This is a genomic window from Endozoicomonas sp. ALB091, assembly GCF_049310265.1.
GTDB lineage: Bacteria > Pseudomonadota > Gammaproteobacteria > Pseudomonadales > Endozoicomonadaceae > Endozoicomonas.
This window is the reverse complement of sequence record NZ_JBLYNQ010000001.1, coordinates 596,559-617,785: the sequence shown is the minus strand read 5'-3', so window position 1 is coordinate 617,785 and position 21,227 is coordinate 596,559. Positions and strand designations below refer to the sequence as shown.

18 protein-coding genes and 2 pseudogenes are annotated in these 21,227 nt (G+C 45.6%); 4 read left to right on the top strand and 16 right to left on the bottom strand.

Going from position 1 to position 21,227, the window contains the following annotated elements:
- Positions 1 to 117 precede the first annotated feature (117 nt).
- Positions 118 to 1,074 (bottom strand): hypothetical protein, encoded by a 957-nt coding sequence (locus ACO6UX_RS02690; protein WP_422444600.1) that lies wholly within the window; start codon positions 1,072 to 1,074, stop codon positions 118 to 120.
- 401 nt (positions 1,075 to 1,475) lie between these two features.
- On the opposite strand from ACO6UX_RS02690, the gene ACO6UX_RS02685 reads away from it, so the two are divergent.
- The gene (locus tag ACO6UX_RS02685) at positions 1,476 to 1,742 is read left to right on the top strand and encodes a hypothetical protein (protein ID WP_422444598.1); all 267 of its coding nucleotides are present in this window, start codon (positions 1,476 to 1,478) and stop codon (positions 1,740 to 1,742) included.
- On the opposite strand, the gene ACO6UX_RS02680 is transcribed toward ACO6UX_RS02685, so the two are convergent.
- The gene (locus ACO6UX_RS02680; protein ID WP_422444596.1) at positions 1,739 to 2,572 is read right to left on the bottom strand and encodes a Cof-type HAD-IIB family hydrolase; all 834 of its coding nucleotides are present in this window, start codon (positions 2,570 to 2,572) and stop codon (positions 1,739 to 1,741) included. The two genes, ACO6UX_RS02685 and ACO6UX_RS02680, sit on opposite strands and share 4 nt — an antisense overlap.
- A gap of 310 nt (positions 2,573 to 2,882) precedes the next feature.
- Between ACO6UX_RS02680 and ACO6UX_RS02675 the strand changes: the two genes are divergently transcribed.
- A complete protein-coding gene (locus tag ACO6UX_RS02675) occupies positions 2,883 to 3,947 on the top strand; it encodes an OmpA family protein (RefSeq protein ID WP_422444594.1) in 1,065 nt (354 codons plus the stop codon).
- A gap of 50 nt (positions 3,948 to 3,997) precedes the next feature.
- Here the strand turns inward: ACO6UX_RS02675 and ACO6UX_RS02670 are convergent, their stop codons facing one another.
- A complete protein-coding gene (locus ACO6UX_RS02670; RefSeq protein WP_422444592.1) occupies positions 3,998 to 5,746 on the bottom strand; it encodes a hypothetical protein in 1,749 nt (582 codons plus the stop codon).
- Between the two features lie 277 nt (positions 5,747 to 6,023).
- Here ACO6UX_RS02670 and ACO6UX_RS02665 point away from each other — a divergent pair, with 277 nt between their 5' ends.
- Both ACO6UX_RS02665 and ACO6UX_RS02660 read left to right on the top strand, forming a co-directional pair.
- Positions 6,024 to 6,734 carry a hypothetical protein gene (locus ACO6UX_RS02665; protein ID WP_422444590.1) on the top strand — a complete coding sequence of 237 codons (711 nt, stop codon included), beginning with the start codon at positions 6,024 to 6,026 and terminating at the stop codon, positions 6,732 to 6,734.
- 769 nt (positions 6,735 to 7,503) lie between these two features.
- Positions 7,504 to 7,869, top strand: a complete 366-nt coding sequence (locus ACO6UX_RS02660; RefSeq protein WP_422444588.1) for a hypothetical protein — start codon at positions 7,504 to 7,506, stop codon at positions 7,867 to 7,869.
- 267 nt (positions 7,870 to 8,136) lie between these two features.
- Here the strand turns inward: ACO6UX_RS02660 and ACO6UX_RS02655 are convergent, their stop codons facing one another.
- The 13 genes and pseudogenes from ACO6UX_RS02655 to ACO6UX_RS02595 form a co-directional block, all read right to left on the bottom strand.
- Positions 8,137 to 9,771 (bottom strand): IS1634 family transposase, encoded by a 1,635-nt coding sequence (locus ACO6UX_RS02655; protein ID WP_422444586.1) that lies wholly within the window; start codon positions 9,769 to 9,771, stop codon positions 8,137 to 8,139.
- A 54-nt stretch (positions 9,772 to 9,825) separates the two neighbouring features.
- Positions 9,826 to 10,371 (bottom strand): nucleotidyltransferase, encoded by a 546-nt coding sequence (locus ACO6UX_RS02650; protein WP_422444584.1) that lies wholly within the window; start codon positions 10,369 to 10,371, stop codon positions 9,826 to 9,828.
- Between the two features lie 20 nt (positions 10,372 to 10,391).
- Positions 10,392 to 10,754, bottom strand: coding sequence for a winged helix-turn-helix domain-containing protein (locus tag ACO6UX_RS02645; protein WP_422444582.1), 363 nt, complete (start codon positions 10,752 to 10,754; stop codon positions 10,392 to 10,394).
- A 204-nt stretch (positions 10,755 to 10,958) separates the two neighbouring features.
- Positions 10,959 to 11,223 (bottom strand): annotated as a pseudogene (locus tag ACO6UX_RS02640) (integrase core domain-containing protein); the annotation flags it as partial.
- 28 nt (positions 11,224 to 11,251) lie between these two features.
- The gene (locus ACO6UX_RS02635; protein WP_422444580.1) at positions 11,252 to 11,653 is read right to left on the bottom strand and encodes an SMI1/KNR4 family protein; all 402 of its coding nucleotides are present in this window, start codon (positions 11,651 to 11,653) and stop codon (positions 11,252 to 11,254) included.
- On the bottom strand, positions 11,653 to 12,258 hold the full coding sequence (locus ACO6UX_RS02630) for an HNH/ENDO VII family nuclease (RefSeq protein ID WP_422444578.1): 606 nt from the start codon (positions 12,256 to 12,258) through the stop codon (positions 11,653 to 11,655). Before ACO6UX_RS02630 ends, ACO6UX_RS02635 begins: the two co-directional genes overlap by 1 nt.
- Positions 12,258 to 15,539, bottom strand: coding sequence for a helicase HerA domain-containing protein (locus tag ACO6UX_RS02625; RefSeq protein WP_422444576.1), 3,282 nt, complete (start codon positions 15,537 to 15,539; stop codon positions 12,258 to 12,260). Before ACO6UX_RS02625 ends, ACO6UX_RS02630 begins: the two co-directional genes overlap by 1 nt.
- A complete protein-coding gene (locus ACO6UX_RS02620; RefSeq protein ID WP_422444574.1) occupies positions 15,536 to 16,492 on the bottom strand; it encodes a hypothetical protein in 957 nt (318 codons plus the stop codon). Before ACO6UX_RS02620 ends, ACO6UX_RS02625 begins: the two co-directional genes overlap by 4 nt.
- A gap of 56 nt (positions 16,493 to 16,548) precedes the next feature.
- Positions 16,549 to 18,804 carry a dynamin family protein gene (locus ACO6UX_RS02615; RefSeq protein WP_422444572.1) on the bottom strand — a complete coding sequence of 752 codons (2,256 nt, stop codon included), beginning with the start codon at positions 18,802 to 18,804 and terminating at the stop codon, positions 16,549 to 16,551.
- A gap of 63 nt (positions 18,805 to 18,867) precedes the next feature.
- Positions 18,868 to 19,779 carry a dynamin family protein gene (locus ACO6UX_RS02610; protein ID WP_422444570.1) on the bottom strand — a complete coding sequence of 304 codons (912 nt, stop codon included), beginning with the start codon at positions 19,777 to 19,779 and terminating at the stop codon, positions 18,868 to 18,870.
- A gap of 7 nt (positions 19,780 to 19,786) precedes the next feature.
- Complete coding sequence (locus tag ACO6UX_RS02605) at positions 19,787 to 20,455, bottom strand: WYL domain-containing protein (RefSeq protein ID WP_422444744.1); 669 nt, start codon at positions 20,453 to 20,455, stop codon at positions 19,787 to 19,789.
- 105 nt (positions 20,456 to 20,560) lie between these two features.
- Positions 20,561 to 20,608 (bottom strand): annotated as a pseudogene (locus tag ACO6UX_RS02600) (hypothetical protein); the annotation flags it as partial.
- A 269-nt stretch (positions 20,609 to 20,877) separates the two neighbouring features.
- Entirely contained in the window at positions 20,878 to 21,216 is a 339-nt protein-coding gene (locus ACO6UX_RS02595) for a hypothetical protein (RefSeq protein WP_422444568.1), read from the bottom strand.
- Between the last annotated feature and the right edge of the window lie 11 nt (positions 21,217 to 21,227).

Here is a 21,227-nt window from a genome sequence, read left to right as displayed (position 1 = left end):
TGGGAAAACAGGACAGGAAAGTCGACAGTGCATTCATCTATAAACGTGTTGGCCCCGTTGTCAGCGGCTAAAAACTCAGTTATTTCACGAAACCAGGACACCAGTGTTGATGCCCGTCTAAAGGGTTTTCAGGTATGGAGTGCTCCCATAAATTTTCACTAATTTTTTTTGCAAAGCTTTAATATCTTTATTCAGATGCTTTAGCTCTATGGATATTTTTTCATTCCGTGATTTAAGCCATTTTTTGGCAGGCTTCAGCAAATCGACATGAAATTCAAGTATGCCTATTTCATCTGACTTTCTTTTTCTGGAATTTCTGGCACAAATAGTATTTCTACCTCTGACTCTAATTTTTTTTGCCAACTGGGCAATCTCTTTATTACTTTCTCCTTCAATAATATTATTGAATCTTTCAGTCTTCATACCAGTAATTTTATTAACACTATAGTACTGATTGTTAATTTCTATCCCTTTTACCTGTGGCTTCATAGCTTTAGATTTTTTAGCTTTGGCTACAGTGGGTTTCTTGGACTTTAAACGAGTAGACGAACGGGTTTGACGGACAGGTTTGCTCTCCACTACAGCGTTTGTATTATTATCCATTATTGCCGGTGGCATCTGTAATGTCTTTTTAGCAGAAGATAAATCCATTGTATCTTCCGCAGAATCTGAACCATTTTCACAGTTATTCTGTCCCAGGCAGTGAGTGTTATCATCTAGCGGTATTAGAGGTGTTTCCAGGAAATGATCTGGATCAAGCAGGTTCTGCGTGCTCTTATAGGATGCGCGTAAAGCTTCATCCAATTCACCCGCCGAGTCAGGTTTAAATCCAGCAGCATCTGATGACGTTGGACTGTATGGTAATTCACTGTTATTTACTGGCAATGTCGTTGGCGTAGTCACAATTTGGATAGAATAATCAGTCAAAAACCTATCGTATGGATCGAATTGGTGACCCAAATAACCGATTTTAACAACAGGTGCTGTGACAACGTCACTTACTCCGGAATGATCCAGGGCAGTTGGAACGTTTGATAGGTGCCCCATAAATGCATCTGATACAGGTCGTAGCATTGTTAACCTCCTTGTCATTTATTATCTTGTAGTTTGTTGATAATTAAAGCAATAAACTGATTCTGTGTTGATCGCTTCACTACCAAAAATTATTACTGCTCTTAAGGCTTGTGAAGTTCACAAAACACACCACTGCTGATAGTTAGTACCTTTTTTGAGACATTAGTTCCGCAAAAAGTATACGATGCCAGATGATCAAGCATACCTGTGAAGCCGGTCCAAAGCAGAAAATTGAGTTTTCAAGGGCTTAACAATAGTCCGTGTTCAGCACTTTCGGTGACTGCCATTTCAGTAACCATCAGGTTGACCCACACTGCCTGCCCGGACTTGAACTTTTTCCAACAATCGCAGTCTAAAGTTTACAGGTAACTTAGAGGTTGGTGATAAGGTGTTAAAGGAACATGAATATAAAGACGCTTGGCTCCCTGAATCAACAACGTCCGCCAAAAGAAGATAAAGACCCACCACCTCCTGCGAAGCACAAAGTAATGGGTGAAATCAAAGCGGTTAAGAAAGAGAGTACATCCCCATATTTCACTTACAATGGCAACCAGATGGTTGAGGTGGGTGATGATTCACTATATGGGGACTTGAACCGATTATTCAGAAAACTCAGGATCAACAAGACAGTGGGAAATATAACGCTCAAAGAACCCGATAAGCGCTAAGTTGTCTGGCTGAGCAGATGACTGTTCAGAATATGGTCGATGGTCTCAAGAACGCCCTCTTCATTATTGGCCGGAGCTGAATAACGGGCAAGCTGTCGGACCGTGTCATTAGCATTATTCATGGCAAAACTGAAACCTGCCTTTTGCAGCATTTCCAGGTCATTGCCACTATCGCCAAAGGCAGCCACTTCATGGTCAGCAATGTTCCACTGTTCCTGCAACAGATGAATACCATGTGCCTTATGAACACCGGGAATGATCAGGTCAATCCACTCGTGGCCACTGGTGACTGACACCAGCACATCCCCCAGTGTCTCTTTAGCCCCAGCCAATACGGTATCGTGTCTGGCTGGAGACATTTTGATGGCAATTTTAAGAATTGTGTCGTCGATATCCTGATAGCCTTGTATCAGCTCAAGACGCTGGTAATGATTGCGGGCATTGGCTACTTCTTCAGGATCAGCCGTATGCAAAACATAGGCACTGTTGCGGCCGCAGATAATGGCAGTTACCTCTTGCAGGCTTTCCAGAAACGGGTAGACACGGACCAGGGTTTCCCTGGCAATATCCGCAACAAACAGCTCCCGCTGCCCGTCGTGTACATAGCCGCCATTTTCTGCAACATAGGCAATATCACCAGCATCAATATCCTCAAAATAGGAGCGCAACTTGTAATACTGGTTGCCACTGGCCACGACAAATCGAATGCCCCGGGCTTTCAGGGTCTTGAACTGCTCCAGAAAACGTTCACGGTTATACGTTTTGTTATCATTCAGAAACGTGCCATCCATATCGACAGCGATCAATTTAATTCCGTTGTAGCCTGTCATTGTTATCTCTGTGGGTAAAATTGGCATGATATAGCGCAAACTACAGCAGCCTGATCCGGCTTTAAATAGGGAAAATTACCGCTGATTTCAGGGCATTGCAGCATTAACACCGCAAACCTGGTGGAAACCGGTTTTGCCATCCAGATTTATCGAGCCATGGGCAGGGACTACCTGTGACTTTAGTGGCCTTTATGGGTGCAAGTACAAACACATAAGGGCTCAGTATTTATTCCAGCGCAAAAATCACGTAACCTCCTCTCCCTTTTGGCGCATGCGCCCTTAAAGACACACAACACACGGAGAAGACATTATGAAAGTGCAAGGTTTCGCACGCTCACTGATTGCCATTGCCATTGGCGCAACCCTCAGCAGTTCGGTAATTGCCAGTGACATGGCATCACAGGTGGTGGATAAAGGGCTGACATTCACTGTCGGTGGTGCCTGGAACGATCTGGACAGCAATCGCGGCCTGGATAACGCATTGGCACCGGAAATCGGTATTGGCTATCGTCTTAACGACCGCTTCAGTGTTGAAGGCATCTACTCTCAGTACTCTACAGAGCAGAAGACAGGCCCGGATGCAGATCTTAAAGAGTTCCGTCTGGACGCATTCTACGACCTGACCCCATGGGACGGTTCCCTGACCCCTTACGTGGTTGCCGGTGTTTCTGAACTGGAAGCCGATTATGAGATGGGTGCCGAACACGACGACACCCGCATGAATGCCGGTTTTGGTTTGAGAAAGGCATTTACTCCAAACCTGGCCATCCGTGGTGATGTCCGTGCCGTCCGAACTCTGGATTACGCCCAGACAGAAGCCATGGCTAATGTCGCCCTGACCTGGACTTTCGGCAGTGTCGCCAAGGCAGCAGAACCTGTTGCCTTGGTTGAGCCGGTTCAGGAAGAAGTGGTTGCCAGCGTTGAACCTGCTCCGGTTCTTGATGCTGATAACGACGGCGTACTGGACAAGGACGACCTGTGCCCGAATACCGCCGCAGGCATTGCCGTTGACCAGACGGGCTGTGAGCCAATGGCAGCCATTGACCTGCTGGTAAATTTTGATTTCGACTCCGAAACCATTAATCCGGAAGGCATTGACCAGATCGCCAAAATGGGTGAATTCCTGCAGCGTTACCCGGACGTTCGCATCCGTATTGAAGGCCATACCGACGCACAGGGCAAAGCGACTTACAATGAACAGCTGTCTGTTCGTCGTGCCGACATCATCCGTCAACAGCTGATCGACACGCACGGTGTCGATGCAGGACGTATTGATGCGGTGGGTATGGGTGAGAGTAAACCTGTTGCCAGCAACGATACCGCCGAAGGCCGTCAGCAAAACCGTCGTGTAACTGCTGAAGTGATTGGTTCTTAAGAGTATCTGAGAGGCTGTTCGGGAATAGCACCCGACAGCCTCACAAGCAATCACTGCGCACCAGGAGCGCTGGCGTTTTTGGTCTGCTTCGGCAGAAAAAGCGTAATATAAGCCTCCCTGATATGGCAGCCGCTCATAAACACCTGACAGAAATCAGTGATATCACCGATACTGGACGAACACTGGACAGATACCGATTTTCTTTTCATATTCACCAGGTACAGTTGGTCCTCATCACAGGCCAGCACCAGAATCTCATCAGATAAAGCGAATACCCAAGGTTCCAGCTGAATCTGAATATAACCTGTTGTTGCCAGTAAACTATGCATCTTTTTCACGCAATCGGCCACTTGCCGTTGCAGACGAATATTTTCTGCCTGGGTCTCTTTCCTGCCGGACATTTGCGAAAGCTTCAGCCCGGAACTGATGATTTCATCGTGCTCCAGGAAATAATCAAGGTCGTTCAGACGGGCCATCAGGTCCTCGACCGTCAGTTGAGCGTTGCGAAATTTGCCGTCAATCAGTTTATCCAGCAGCACAACCTTGCTTGCATCCTCTTTTTGAATACATTGCATGCCAAGGCTCTGGGCAGCGGCCAGAAGAATTCCCCGATAATTTTTTGACTGTCCACCGACGCCCATACCCCTGGGGGGGAAACGCTGAATAAACTCCTTGATATTGATGTTATCCAGACCGTCGGCATCCGACTCTCCTTCATTGGTCGATCGGACAAACATAACCTGGTCAGCTTCACTGGTCAGAATAAGAAACCGAAGGTATTTCACTAGCTGGGTACCGCTGGCAAAAACCCCAAAAATCAGGTGTCCATGGAGATGTTTCGCTATTGACTCATCGGTAGTAGTTAGCCATATCAGACGATTGTCAGATGGGTGACGAAAAATTTGTGACACTGGTGAGAGCTGTTGTGGCAAACCCGTTATTTTATTCTGGAATGAACAGACGAAAGTAACAAAGAGCCGATGGGACGGTGCCAGCTGATCCAGGTGATGCTGCATAGCGGTAAAAAACGCATTGGTCTCATCAGGCTGGTCAATGTTCGTCTGCTTGCCACAAAGATGGCCTTTGCTATCGCATATTTCCTGCCATTCAGGCACCACACCGGCCTCCATCATTTGTGTCAAAAAATGATACCCACTCTGCATTGCCAGAGCTTCCATCTCTTCCAGCATGAAGGGCTCGGCAAAAAGACGTGCAAAAGTACCGGCCATGCTGTACAGATCGAGGTTATTTGAGGGGAGAATGGCTGGTTTGACAGAATAATCAGCCCGCAATGACACCGCTTCCTGAGTATCCAATCGCGCTTTCTTAAACGTTTCCCGTTGGGAAACTCTTCCGGCATCAATATATTGCTGAGTGTGGGACCCTGATAGCCCGGATGGACCCGGCATCGCCACCAGTGATCCTGTTTCTTCACTGGTGCGATCGATGACAGAATCGGTCGATGCACGCTTACCAGCAGCTACTTGAGTCGCTGATTGAAAAAGACTCCAGTCGTATTTCTTTACCTCTTCGGCAAACTGCGTATCCTGGTAAAAATTGACATAAGTTGCCCGGCAGCCTGAGCACCCAAGCACATCCCTGGTCGCGAGAGAGCAGCAATTGTGGTACATGTGTTCGCAACAACGGGATACCATAAAGGGAGGAGACTCAATAAATTGTCCGCATAGTTGACAAGATCGACGCCGGACAATGGCATCGGGTGGTGGTTCCAGCTCCCTGGGTTGAGCGCTGGTACCTGGAACTGGCGTATTTACCGAATGGGCACGGCTGGCATCCACAGCTTCTCTCCTCTATTGGCTCCTATGACTTGTTTTCAAACAGGTCCCTCTGATTCACCTTTCAGTTTTAATTATCAGAAAGATCTGTCAACTCATAGCAAGGAGCGCCATGTAGCCAGATTATGTCTGTATCCTGCGCAGACTGTTATGACCTGACCTGCCATTCCTAGTCAAAAAAACCAAGGTTAATAGTGATAGGTAGTATTCTTACTGCTTGAAAGTCCGATTGTGTTAGGGCCTGTTTCTTGCAGATACCCTAAAATCAGGAGTCGTTTCCATGCCCTTACAGCGTTCCGCTTCTCTCCAAAACCTCGTACAATCCCGGCACGTTCATGAGCTGGCCAGCAGAGCAGCTCCCAAACAACCAAGCATTGCGCAAGCCGCTTTGCGTTTTGCCAATGTCCATACATCTTTAGGCTCTGGTAATATTGGGGTTGGTCATTTAAGTGCTATAAAACCCTGGACACCCAGCCTACCTGATGCAGATGAGGTCAATGACATCATCCATGCATCACGACAGAAAAGAAAAAAATACAACTTCGAAGAATATATCTCAGAAGTTAAAAAAGTTAAGGCGGGTAACTGTGGCGAAAAAAGCAATCTTGTTTGTTATTTTCTGTCACAACAACCCGGTCCACTGATTTACTACCGTGTCTCCCTCTGGCCGAATAGTCATTGCTTTGTGGTAATGGACCAGAAGCCCAGTGTAGAAGGCGTGTTCCCCGATAATTTTAACGATTGGAATGATCAAGCCGTCATTATTGATCCATGGACCGGGATCTGTGCACCCGCAAGACACTACCCCGAACTCTGGCACATGAAGCTTGATACGATGGCCGCAGTGGGCATTGAGCTGAGAACCCCTTCCCATGAAGAAGGCAATTGGCTGAAGGCTGATGTACTATATTGGAAAAACATGTTGGAAAAAAATAAAAAATATGTGACTGCCAAACGCCCTCCGCTGCCATCTTGGTGTCAGTTGGTGTAGAGCCAGCTATACCTGTCGCCTTTCAAATGGTGACAAAGTGCCCGGAAAGCACTTGTCATCTCCATATTGAATTGTTTGTGTTGGAGAGGAACTTTTAGAAGAAATAATAGTCTTGAACTTTAATTCAACAATTCAATAATTTAACAACTCAATGGATATTTTTAATAGCTCACCTTCATGCAATCTTGCTTTTACCGATATTTATTTCGGCTCATTAGATTTAATAGAACAAAGATATCAATTTGCTACCAGGGAACAACCCTCAACCTATCAGGGAAGGTCTGTTCAGCCCCTGTGCACTTCTTGCTCTTTTTACCATCTTCAGTCAGACATACACCAACAGAATCCTCACTCTTTTCATTCATTGCATGAATTTGATATTGAAACTCTAATACTTTCCTATGCAGTCGACACAGTGCTTCCTGAAATACCACAATCAGTTCTTGATGAACATATTCCCTGGCCTTCTGGCAATGACCCCGATAAATTCTCATCACCGCCAAATATTCCGTTTATTCAGCAGATACGCTTATCAGGGAGTGAATCTGAGATCAGGGAACCAACACCAGACAGCCATTCAAGTCCAGATGATCAGTTAACCAATCTTCCTGTCCTATCCCCCAGTCCACAAGATTTACCATCAATTACTGCAGCTGACCCGCTAAACCTGAATCAAACTACAAGTGATAACCAAACGAACCTGGCAAAAGAAATTGTTGATGATAAAGCTTCAAGAGTTAAGCACAAAAGGGTTTGCAAAAGGGAGTGCATGAAACAATGTCACAGAGACTCCGTTACCACTGAGCGCCGAAGGGAGTACATGAGAGAGCGTCGCAAAGATCCCGTTTTCCTGGAGCGCCACAGGAAGCGCCGAAGGGAGTACATGAGAGCGCTTCGCAAAGACCCCATGTACACCATGCGCCAAAATCAGCGCAAAAGGGAGCGTTACCGGAATGATCCCGAGTTCGCAGAACGCTTAAGGGAGGGCCAAAGGAAGCGCCGGAGGGAGAGCCGAAGAAAGCACCGCCAGAATGATCCCGCTTTTGCAGAGCGTGTAAGGAAGTGCAGCAGGGAGTACCACAGGAAGCTTCGCAAAAATTCAGCCGTTGGAAATGGCAGCACAGTCCATGTTTAGACGTTGGAATTGATAAACTCGATCTCACTGAGTTAAACGCCGCATCCTGCAAGGCTATACAATCTTGTAAAGGGATAATAAATCGTGCACACTGACGCGTTTTTTGACAATAGTTCGTGCACACTAAAAGAAAAGTTATTATAAATCAGCATATTACAGGGCGAACAAAAGAGATCTGATCAACCCCATCACTCTGAAATACAAACTATCTGGAAGGCCTGTTTTTTTACACTGCTTTAATTATCTATCTGCCTTTCACCACCCCTATCAGGAATACACCGACTCGTAAAAATTGCCCAAAATCTGCATGATCGTACATTGTCTTTCCTTCAAACCGACCACATGTTCCTCCTGATTATTGACCGTTAAGACATTTATTCCCTGGAAACAGAAAAACACCCATCTCGCCGTTGGATTCTGGCAGGGCTTCTTTTTCTGGTTTGGAAATACTCGGCTCTGTTTCTTCAGCTCGTGCCTTATTTTGTGCTGGATAGCAGCATAGACCATCAGGCACAGTGTCATCACCATTAACAGAGCTTCAATGCGCTCAGCTTTCTTCAGATAGAGTGAAGAGACCAGAAAGTCCGGGCTTTTCAGGAATCGAAAGCCGCCCTCAACCTGTTGTTGTGACTTGTAGGTAGACAATAGCTCCGTCGCACTCATGCAATTCTGATCCAATTCATTGGTGCCCAGGATAAAGCAACCCAGTGAGGCCTGTGCATTCTCCCTTTTCTGACAGGGAACAAAGCATTCAGCCTGCACAAAGTACTCGAAGTGATCAGGCTTGCTATCCGGCGATGGCCGTCCCCTGCCCGAATAACAGGGTTTACCGGTAACCTCAGGCTCCGTTGCACTCTGGCAGAGTTTCGATTGTTTCTGCCATAAGGCAAAAGCCTTCAATGCATCGTCCCGACACAGAAAGGCCTTTTTTCCCAGCTTTTCCAGATCACGGGCTTCTTTCAGTGACTGCTTCTGCACCTTTCGGGTCAGTGTTTTCTGTTCAACCAGCCTGCGCTTTTTGTTGAGAAACAAGAACCATCGTTGTTTAACATCTCCATAGCAGGAAGGCACTTCAGCAGAGTAATAATCTTCATAGCCTTCAACCGGCTCCAATGACATGGCTGGCGCTTTGCCGACCAGCTCCTTTGCACCCTTGATATTCAGGGGCACACGGGAGATAAACAGCTGCTTTTGCTCGTCAAGCAACTGAAGGGTTTCAGCAACGTACATGGCGGCATCAGCGACCAGATAGCGGCTATTCAAAGTCTCCTTGAAACACGACAGATGATTTTTGATAATTTCCTGAAAACAAGTTTTGTCGTTTACATTACCGCTCGCAGGTGCCATAAACACTGGAATACCTGCCTCATTTTCGGTCATTAACTGCAAGACCACCTGATTCAGGTCAGGTCGGTGGTCACGGCTGTAACCGCGGCAGATATGGATACAATTCAAGTCATCAGGATTTTCATGACTGTTATAGATTCCATCCACATGAAAGCTGGTGCCATCCAGATTCAATGCCTTGCAGGGCAGCTTCAGATGATTGACAACCTTAACGGCAAGGTTCAGGTACAAGTCACTGACGCCAGCGTCGTACAGGCTATCAAGGGCCCGACCAAGTACCTTGTCGTTCAAGTGTTCGGGCTGTATGCCTTCCCCGATGAGGCGATCAATCGGCTTGTCCTCAAAAAACTCAGGGAACATATACAGAGTTTGCCCTGTAAACCCCAACCCATTGATGATCATTGCGACCACCGCTTGTCCTATAGTGACATGACGCACATCGGAGTCATTAGTTATACGCGCATCGATGTATTCGGCTATCCTTAGCTCCCGACACATAGCGGCAACCAAGCCAAGGTGGTTCAGGTTCTTAAACTGGTATTGAACTGGCAACATGTCGACGTTCCTGAATATCTGATCAATCCTTTGACAACAGATTTCAGGAAAATATCAATCGGGGTGGTGAAAGGCAGATGTATTGTTGCACAGCGTGGTTATGAGATGGTAAGCGGAAGCCGATTCGCTCTGCTTGCGAATAAACGCGGAGAATTCAGATGGTGTCCTGTTTTGATTGAGCATCAGGCATATAGACTGGGTGATAGCTTGCCGATCAACTGTGCCATTACAAGCCCATGCCAGTCTATCCCGGATCATATCTACAGGGCTTAAAACCTGCAAAGTCCCTGAGCCCGTTGCTATAGTGACTGGCTTCACCGTTATATCATCAGCAACACCAAGGGGCGGAGAAGGAAATTCGACAAAAAATTGTGTCGTTGTATTGTGGTAATATCTGCCTTTACGGACAAAACCAATAGCATTCATCGCCGCATCCAGTGCTTTTTGAGTGTTCATTGAGACATTAACCATGTCAATATCAAGCGTCTGGTATCGGTTCCCGGTGTATATCTCAACGGCCAGACCACCGACCACAACACACTCTATTCCGGCTTCAGCCAGGTGGCATGCAACCCTGGTTGCGACAGATACAATGCTCAATCCAGTGAAATCTGATTTTTTCAACCGGTTTGCCTCTTTCTTAAGTACTCAGTTGGTTTGGTAGATTTTCTCGGCCGGGATCTATTCATAACCAATTTACTTCTCAGTTGCTCAGGGTACGCTTTCAAGACCGCCTTGAGCAGTTCTTTCAAGGGGGCAATAAAGGCGTAACGAGGGCTGAATTCAAAACACAGCGTCTTGCCTATTCGTTTTGACACCAGAATCCCCGCATCTTCCAGCTTTATTAGCTGCTTCTGTACCTGACTGACAGGCAGATCAAAGAATTCGGCTATTTCCCTTCCATAGCCTCGCTCTCTGACCAGGATAAAAAGCAATACGCTTTCCTGACTTTTCCCCGATAATATTCCGTTTAACATGAACATAGCTGAACTCCTTAGCGATATGCGCCAGTTATTATGACCTCTTTTATAGGTTGTATGACCTTTATAATAGTATATATGACCTATATTGTAGGTCTTTTTGTTAATGGCAGCTCTAGGAGCCTGTGATATTGCCCAGCGATAGCCTTTATGGATCAGGTGTGGATGAAGAGGGCTGGGCAGTTTGATTGATAAGTCTTAATCCCCTTAAAAGCGGGGAAGTTCTGAAACGAAAGCCGCCAAGAAGTCTGATCCCAATGTCTGCAAGGGTGTCCTTCCACAACACATTTTTCTCTGGTGGGTCCGTTCTGTGTTGTAGTATTCCACCCAAGCATCCAAGTCCTTCTGTAATTCAGTCAAATCAGTGTAGACCTTCTTTCTGATAGAACTCGTTCAGAATCGTTTTATGGAAGCGCTCGTAGATCCCATTGGTTTGTGGGTGCCTCGCTTTGGTTTTCGTGTGTTCGGGGTCTCCCCCTGCTTGAACGCTTACGCGAGAACTAACTAAACATCAAGTCCAGCAAAAAGCCTTCTAGGTCATCATTGATGTCTTTTACGCCTAGATCCGGCAAGGCGATACTAACTACTTTTCCTCTATTATTGTCATACATGTAGTAATGGCCATCACCAATTTCCGCCAGAGGGATTAGTGCTTTCGGAAACCCTGAAATACCTCGAAAGTCCTTAAGAGCAGTTACGATATTCAGATAAGAGTCCTCCTTTACACCCAACCCAAAGGTTTCATGGGACTCATAGGAGATCACCCCAAAACTTTGTAAGTACGTCTTATATTCTGGAGAGAGTACCATACCCAACTGCGCTTCTGCCTGCTCAATCTGGGATATTGCTGCCGGCAAAGTATCCGCCTGATTGGTATCTATTTTTGCTGCCAGTTTATTCATTACACAACCCTATTTTCTAGTTCGGCATTTATAGCTTCAGCACGAGCCTTCCAGTGTTCTGCCCGCTCTTTTCCAAACTCTGAACGGTCAATTTCCGACTCTTTCTGCTTATCGTGCAAAACAATGTCGTTACCATTGCTCATATGCTCTGCCTTAGTCAGTTCTGCTAAGGGAGCATCAGATGTTTGACCAATATGGTGTAGCTCATAAGGCCTACCATTACTGTCGATTGGTGCCTTGCCACTTTCCATCCTTTCCAGATTGGTTTTTCCAAAGTCATCTCTTATGTCCAGATCAATATCGCTCCGAACAAGTGCATCCTTTCCATTGACAACCTCACACCTAAGATTCGCGTCACAATAGATATCCGCTTCTTGTTTACTGCCAATAGCTTCAATGACTTTGTCGGAATATCCCCGTTCTTGTAAACCTTCAGCCTGGCTATCAGATATTGCCTCCAGCTCGCTTCTTGAGCTAATCCTATCAGTGATAGGACTATCCAAAGCCTTCATTTCTTCCTTTGAAAGATCCGACTTTTCAAAAGAACTGAAAATGGCAGGCCGCTGCTCTGATAGCACTTCTTTAAATGCTGTTATGTCCATCATCAGGCACTCTCACGGGTAATGTAGTTATTCCAGGCAACGTATAGGTGCTGATAATCTCTGCCTCTACGCGTCATACTTTTCATAAATGACTGTTCAACAGTTAACATCATGTTTGTAGAAACATTTCCTAACTGTTCTTGAACCAAATCAGTAAGAAGTGCGTGCAGCTCCTCTACATCAGCAACAGAATCTATAGCCTCTCGAATTTTCTGTTCACAGCCGAGAATGTCTACGATGGTACAAGCAAGTAACTGAAAATGACTGTCTTCGTGAATTGACAGCCGTTCAGACTTAGCTCCATCTCTAAGAGATTCATTCAGGGCCATTTTCTGATGTGCAGGCAAGCTACTTTTATCAAGACTAGTAACAAGGGCTTCCAACGGGACTTTTGAGGATTCACGGCACCTTGGAGCCAGTAACCACTGTAGTAAATGAGAACGGTATTGCTTTTCATCCCATAAATCAACCTCCTTCTTATAAAGGTAAAAGCCATCCTCAACAGCAAAGTGGTTGATCTTACACAGTACCGCTTCAAGCCAATCATTCTGGTAGATAACACCAACCCCCTTGGGCAAACGAGCCAGCTCATCAAGCTGGTCATCCGTTAGTGCTGCCGACTTTCCAGCAAGAAAACGGTCGGCCTCATCCGGAAGACGCATCAGGATTTTGGTATTGGTATTGCGAATAGCACTGAGATGCACCGCAGATGGTGATTGGTCAGCAATAATAAAACCTTCACCATAGGTTCTCATCTCTGCGATCGCATTAGAAAGCATCTCGACAGACTTTTCTGCCATATTGCTTCCTTCCGCACCTGAGCTGATATTGCTGGCTCTCAGAATATTATGAGCCTCTTCGAGAACGGTTACATGACGCAGAGGCTGGTTCATCAACGCCTGCTCAGCGCGATATTCGCTGAGTTTTATAACCAATAGCCCCATAAGCAGGGACTTGGTCTCCTGGGAACCCACCCGGCTCAAATCTACGATGACATTCCGATCAAATAGCTCTTCAGTACTGATTTCATCAGCAGAGAAAATCTGCCCACTTAACCCATTAACCATGGATCGGATGCGTGTCACCAGTGCACCCGTGTAATTGCTCTTCATCTCTTCCGAATAAGCAGATTGAGCAATAACCTGTTCTAGCTGCACAAGTAAGTCAGCAAACGTCGGAAAAAAGACTTTTGTCGTATTTTGGACTGAACTCGATAAATTCCATCCGCATTGCTCATAGCTTCGCAATACAGCATCTTTCAGAATGGCTGGCATCGCCGCATACATTGGCCAGCAAACGTTGAAGACCTCTATAAGCCGATCAACGTGTTCCAATACGTGGGTTTCTTCGGGAAATGAAAACGGATTAATCTTCAGCAATTCGGTATATTTGCCGTTGGTGCCGAGAACTCGAACATCATCCCTGTTCCCAAAAACATGCTTGTATTCACCTTTCGCCGGTTCAATGACCAGAAAAGGAATACTCTTTTCCTGCAACTGATCAAGAAGCTCATAAGCAGTATTACTTTTTCCTGATCCGGTGGAACCAGTGATAAAAACATGACCGGTCAGACAATCCAGATTCAGATTTACTTTCTGGGAAAGGTCTGTCCATAAATGCCGCACTTTGCCCAACTCGATTGTTCGCTCTTTATCGTTTTGTACTTCAGACGTATTCAGAGACTGAACCTTGCGCCCGAACGCTGCTGTTTCCTGCACAACAACTGTTGAAGTTGAACGGCGGGGAAGACTCAACTGAATTGCCATCTCCTTGCCAGAGACTAATGTTGCTGGTGTCAGGTGAGCAATTCGGGCATTCGCGGCAAAAGTAGGTCTTAGACGAGGATGCATAAGCTGTCCGAGCCACTGGGATACTTCTGCCCCTTTCTTGCCATTCCAGGTTGTTAATGCAAAATCTTCCGTAGACGACTGGGTGCCTCTGGTTAAACCCAGAAAGATACTGGCCAGAGATTCTGTGGTCGCCGGGCTGTCACCAATAAAGTATGCAGTACTTAACCAGCCACCATGACTTTTGGCTTCGTTGATACGTGCCAGATGATGATCAATTTTATCCAGCATCCCCATGATGCCTTTATCCATGGTCTCGTAGCTGATTTGTTTGGATTCTCCACGAGTTTGAGTCAAACCCTGTGTATTGGTACGACTGATTGTATCAGTCTGGGTGGTTGTTCGGCTTTTAGCAGTTGAGTAGTTGGTTGACTGCGTCTGACTTTCACCTGCCGAAGAAGAAGAGGAAGTACCCTCAGTTTTCGTTGTTTGGAATAAACTCGCAGCACCTGTCGCTCCAACTAAACTCATACCTCCAGTCACAGGAGCAAAAACCACTCCAAGCGCCAATGCGCCTAATCCCAAAGCCCTACTCGCTGAATCTGCTTCAGTTGTGCTACTGTTTGTCCCATAGGTCTGACTGCTTGTTTGGGTATTATTTCCACTGGTTCCTTTGGTTTCGGTCAGCCCTAAACTTTCACCAAGGGATTTACTTAAGCCATCACTAATGCTCTGACTTACTGCCTCACTATCCTGAATACCATAAGAAAACTGACGTTTGGCTAACGCTGAAAGCTGAGTAGCAACCTGCTCATAGCCGGTTTTGACAGTATTCAGCTCCTGCATCGACACAGGTTCAGCCAGAATCAAGCCTTCATACACCTTACTTTCTGCGGCATCGATAAATCGTTCCAGCCCCTGCATAAAGTGTTCCTGGTCTGCTGTAGACAAAGAAGGAACACTACTGACTGCCGTCACAGTTGAGCTTTGAACCGCTTCCGTCAGACTATCAAGCAAAGTATCTACATCAGGTCCGTTAAGAGAGCGAAGCAAACTGCCCGGGAAGTGCCCTTTAAACGTTGCTTCCAGCAAGTCGCCAGAGTTTTTACCCAGCATTTTGCCCGGCTCTCCGCGAGTACCTATAAAGAGCAGGGTTTCATTACCATCCGATTTCAGAAAAACAAAAACCGTATAACCCGCTGCACCCAGGGCGGTGTACGCAGCGGTAATACTTTCCAGAACAGACTGCTTGTTCTCCTGAACAAGCCGTTCAATACGAAAAATACGTACATCCGCACCACGATTGATCCGACCAATAGACTGGCTATTAATAGGCAGCACATCATAATGCTTTAACTCTGCCAGATAGCTTTTATTAATCAGGTCATGAGCCGTATTCAGTGTGCTTAGTGCTGTTTTTCTCTGGAACAGCTGCATCCGTTGTTGGGCGGTCTGGTTTTCAGGTGTGTGTGTTAGGTCGTTCATAGGAATACTCAACCAATAATCGTAGCCAGCAGTACAGCAGCCACAACAGCCAATACACCGGCAATAACAAGAATAGGTAAGATACTGTTCTTTCCAGAGTCAACACTCTCAGGCTTCTCTCGCTCTGAGCGATTAGTATTTTGACTACTTTGCTCCGGCCTGTTTGGTCGGGTTTGTGAGCTTTGCTGCACTGGAGTCTGTGAAGTGGAAACCGGGTGCTCTTTAATACTAAATACCCGCTCTCTAACAGCAAGCATATGGCTGAGACGTTTTTCTGAAAAATTGGAAGAGGCATAAACTTCCTGCAGCCCGTAGTAGTCTGCACTCCATTGGGTCATATCCGGGTTGATAGCCTGTGCGTAAGCATTTTCTTCGTATGAAACGAAGAGGTTTGGCTTTTGTTTTAACGCCCAGGCTATTGCTTGCCGAATATATGTATTGCCCAGTGTTTTGTCGTTCATCTCCATGAAAAGAGCCATCCTGATTTTGGATAAATCCCCATCATTAACACTATTGGCAAGAGGTCGGGATGGCTGAAAACCATTCAGGTTTATAGTAGTAAATTCTCCACTCATGGAATGATCCTGTGATGGTGATAATGAATGCTGAGGCTGGGATGCACTGGCTTCTGATAACGTAAACCCGGCAATTCCCTGTTCAATCAAATGACTTTTCACCTTTATAAGGTGCTCAATGCGCTTCTGACAAAAATTTTGTTTTGCCATTTGTGCCTGTTTATCGAAATAACCAGGGCGTAACCACTCTTGCGGATTTTCCGACATAGCTTCTGTCAAGCTATCAACCCGGTATTCCTCCAAGAGTGCTCGTTTGTCTTCCGGGAAAGAAGCAAACTCCTGTCGCAAAAGCTCAGGTGTTTGATTCCGATCCTGAATAAACCCTATAAATAGTGCTTTAAAATCGGCGGCTGTCAGCTCTAAAGCAGATCTTCCAATCTCACTTGCCATGCTCAAAATTCCTGGAAAATACCACCCACATAGACAGTTGGTGGCTTTTGTGTAGATCAGAACTGCAAGATTGTTGCCAGTTCCTGCTTTAGTTTACTGATTTCTTTTTGTTCCGCTTTAGCTTGAGCGATCGCTTTTTCCCGCTCATCCTTATTCGCGACTTTGCAGTTTAAGTCATCAAGCAAAGCATCAAACTTAGTCATGAATTCTTCTTCGATAAAATTCAGGTAGTTATCAATCAACTTATCTTTATCATCAATAATGCGCTGAATCGCACCATTCTTAAGATTCATAAACTCTGTTCGAATAACGATGACTCGTTCTTTCCATAGATCCTGAAGATCAACGTATTCTTCCGTACTATACACGGCAACTTCTTTAGAGCTTCCCCATGAGAAAGGGTTATACCACTTGGATGTGCTAACGGTTCTATAGCCAGTAATCACCTCTCTTGAGCGAATCTCATCTCTTTGGAGGTCAATATCAAGAGATATAGAGCTAATGGACTCCTTTAAACTCTTAAATGCGGGTAACTCCAGAGAACGACTATCAGGGAACAGGGAAGCAATGTGTTTGAGGTACTCATCATGAAGCTGAGACTTTATTAGCTCCTGAGAACCCTGAAAAGCCTGTTCGTACTCGTTAATGGTCTTATTGAAGGCAAACTCAATATCTCTGGAAGCTATCTCCAGTCTTTTTTCTGCATTACGGGCAGTTGTCTCACCAACAAAATCATCACCAAGTTCGCGAATATTGCCTAAAATTCGGCCTTCCATTTCATTTAACTGGCTCTGAATTTCAGGCGGAAGGTCATGCCCCTCATGTTTGATCCTTTCCTTGTAAGCCTGAGTATTAAAGCCTCGGTCACGACGTTCCTTCAGGCTCTCGATCTCCACCAATAACTGATGAAGTTCTTTCTCGTCGGTCTCCAACTGGCGGATCAACTCTGCTTCCTGCATACCTTGCTCTATAGCAGAAGTCAATGCCTGATGGGCGCGATTTAAACGCATAGGGAAACTGTATTTGTTGATGTATTCATCAATCACCGCTTCAATTGCGGGTAAACCACTGTTTCGTAAAGCCTGCGACGTTGATTTATCCTCCATTGCCGCAGCCACTTTTGGGCTCAACGGCATATATTGAGGAAATGCCATGGTAGGTTCTTCAAGAAGTAACTCTTCGATATTCCGTTTATCGCCACGCTCTGTCCGGGTCAGTTCACCCTGCTTGCGCAACAAATAAGCCATACGGGCAGAAACCGGATAAATATTTGGGTCATGAATCCCATTTTCCAGCAAATACTTTCTTACCCGGTCAAGTGCTTCGGCAATGTTTTCACCTTTTTCGGGGTCAAACATATCCATCTTGTTCACAACAAACAGGAAGCGATCTTTACTCTGCTTACCACCCTTACTCATGATGTCAGAAACAAGCCTGAGCAAATTTCGATCATCATTGGTACCCAGTTGCGTTGCATTGAGAACATACACAATCAATGGGTTCCGGCGGGAGTCCTGAATAAAGCCAAGAGTAGTTCTCTCATGCTCTGCATCCTGACTGTTGTTAGGTCCCGGAGTGTCAGTCAGCACCAATTGCACATTGTCATTTTTTGCGACTGAACGAATATCGCCGTGTAATGAGATTGTTTTGGTTTCTTTGTCAGCGTTCCATTGACGAAGAATATCCAGATGAACAGCCTCACAACGTTCAACCTCGTCTCCTTCTCGATTGAAACACTCTCCCCGGAATACCACTCCCTGAGCTTTGTCGTCATGAATATGAGCAATCGTCGCTGTGGTTGCTTCATTAGCCGCAGGTAGCAAATCCTGCCCTAACATTGCATTAATGAACGTTGATTTACCGGAAGACATGGTAGCGACAACATAAACGTCAAAGTTATTGTTCAGTGCTTCCAGAAAATCTCGCTGCGCATCATCCCCGCTGTTTGCCAGATATTTTTCAAACTTGGGGGTATTTTGGACCCTGGCCATCAACTGTTTGATTTTATCCAGTCGGCTCTCCGTTGGCTCTACCGGATTCCAGCTAAGTTCAATCATCATTCCGGCATTCATGGCTTTTTGAGCTGCTTCCTTCAGATCCTCGTAATCGGATTCAACGCCGGTAAACTCGATATAAAAACTGGAACTGCCATTAAAAATGTCACGCAGTTTAAAAAAGATCTGCTCTACCCATAGCTGTAAGCGTTTGGTGCTGTATCCTGCAATATCTGAACTTTCAGAAGGAGCCTGGCCATCAATCAAAAACCTGGTTTCAACCAGAAATGGATTGTGCTCGATATATATATGATTCATTAGTATGTACTGCTCTTATGCTCGTAAAGATGTTAATGAGGTATCTGGAAATGTCGTCGCTCTTCAAGCCGATTGAGTGACCAATGCTTCAATTGTGCTTAGCCCTGTGTAATCGATAAAAGCTTTAAGCTCTTTACGGCTCATCTCCTCAAACCCGCCCTTAAATGCATTATTAAGTCTCCGACGCTGATTGCGCTTGATCCTGTGGGGCATGATTGCTGCATTGCTTAGATGTAGAGCGCTGTCACGGAAACGCTCAAGCTCAGAGAAAAGCATATTTCGATCACTACGCCCTACTTCGACATTTTTCACAAACTTCTTTGCGGTCAATGCAGGAAGCGCCATAACAGGAATAATCACGGGATTTTGAAAGCCAAGCCCTGATAAATACTTCTCGGCATTACGAACATAGCGCTCTGCTGTTTCACCGAGTTCTTCATCAAGGGCATCAACTTTATTCAGGGCAAAAATCACTTGGTCTGTTGGATGGATCTCCCTGATGGTCTTGAGGACTTCCACATCATCAGTAGTTCCAAGCTGGGTAACATTGATTACGTAGAGTAATGTACTGTCCGGATATGACTTAATCGCTTCAATAAAAGTTGCCCGATGCCGCTCATCCATACTGTTATTTGCTCCGGGAGTGTCTATGAAGGTGTATCCCGAAAGCTTGGAACTCAGCAAACCGCTTGAGGCCGGAAAACGGATATCCATTGATGAAACATCATCAGATCTGTTCCACTCTTTCATCTGATCTGCAGATAATAGCCTGCTCATCTCAGCGGGCAGACCTTCACAGCAGTATGCAGTGGCTTTTGCACGCCCCTTTTTGACAATCGTGATTCGCGCGACTTTCGCAGTGGTCGCTTCATTCGCAGAGTGCAGTAAATCTTTGCCAAGCAAAGCGTTTATCAATGAAGACTTACCAGCACTCATTGTTGCCGCAACCAAAATAGTTTTAGAGGATTTGCTCATGAATAACTTAATCCGAAATATTGCCTGAACTGGCTAACCACTGGGTAAAATTCTGCTGAATATGTTGGTGCAGTTTCCTGGGTGAGATGACCTTGATATTGGGAATCCAGCTCTGAACAAGGGGAACGATCTGTGAATAACTCCAAGCGCAAGCCCGGATAATCAGCGTGCCATCCGGCTTTTTCTCAAGAATCTCCTGTCTGGGTAGGAGCGCCTTTCTCTCAAAAAAGAATGCCACATCAGGGTGAACTTCAAGCGTAACTTCAAATTCGGGTTGACCAAACCAGACAGAGTCATGCTCTTTGATCTGTTTGATAATAGCTTCATCAATAGCAAAGTGCTCATTTCCTAAAGATGCCAGCTTAATGCGCGCAAGAGAAAATGCTTTCAGAACACCTTCTGCAGTAGCAGCCAGATACCAACTTCCCCGGTAGAACACCATCATGTAAGGATTAACTTTACGAGTTTTGTTCTTGTATAGAAATTGAACTTCTCGCTTACTCTGAATGGCTTTTTCAATGAGCGTATGGAGTGACTCAATAAAATCCATTTCCAGAGGTGCTTCCTGAAAATGGTAACAACCACCGGTATTCTGGTTGACAAAATTGATCAGAAACCTTGCAGTTTTGTGAGGAAGAGCCTTTTTTAAACCAAGCCTGTCGATAAGGCTAACCAAGTCATGCTCGTTGAATACATGAGTCGATGTCGATGTAAGCCTATAAGTACCAGTGATCGGACAACGATCCAAAGCCGTGCCAAGACGATCCAAATCCCTGCGAATGGTTTTTGTGCAGACACTATACCGCTCTGCCAACTCTTGAATTTTCAAGGGTTGGCCGCTATGAGCAAGCAGAATAATGTCAGCAAGACGATTGGCAAGAAAGGTATTTCTCATCAGGTACCGATAGACCACAAACCACTAAAAGACACCTAATAATACAACAATGGATGGACAGGTTGTGTCCACACAGATCAATAAATCAGAATATATAACTTCAAATATATGATCAAAGACGTATATTTCAAGTAACTTAACCAATCTTGCTAACGGGCACGCTATTATTCAGCAATATGCCTTACCATCAGATTTCAATGTTTTTACCATTGCTCTGCAAATAGCAGCCTTTCTTTTGCAATTTGAGCCATAGCCTTGGCATTTTTGTAATAGCAACGTGTCTCATGTTCGGGGTGTTTTTTGCCACGCAGCCCCATGGCTTTTCTGGAGGTGTTGGCTTTGGCTCTTGCTTCCAGTTGCGATTTGGGGATAAACCCACACAAGTCGTGCTCAATATGAGAAAGGTAGGATTTGCGCTCTACCCACTGATCGGCAAACCAGGCCATCGGGCCTGGCTGAAACTGCTCGCCTTCACAGACTTCATTCGCGACCGTGCCTTGCCCCATATCGGTAGGGCCCTCACCACTGAACAGCAAATACATCGGTAACCCCT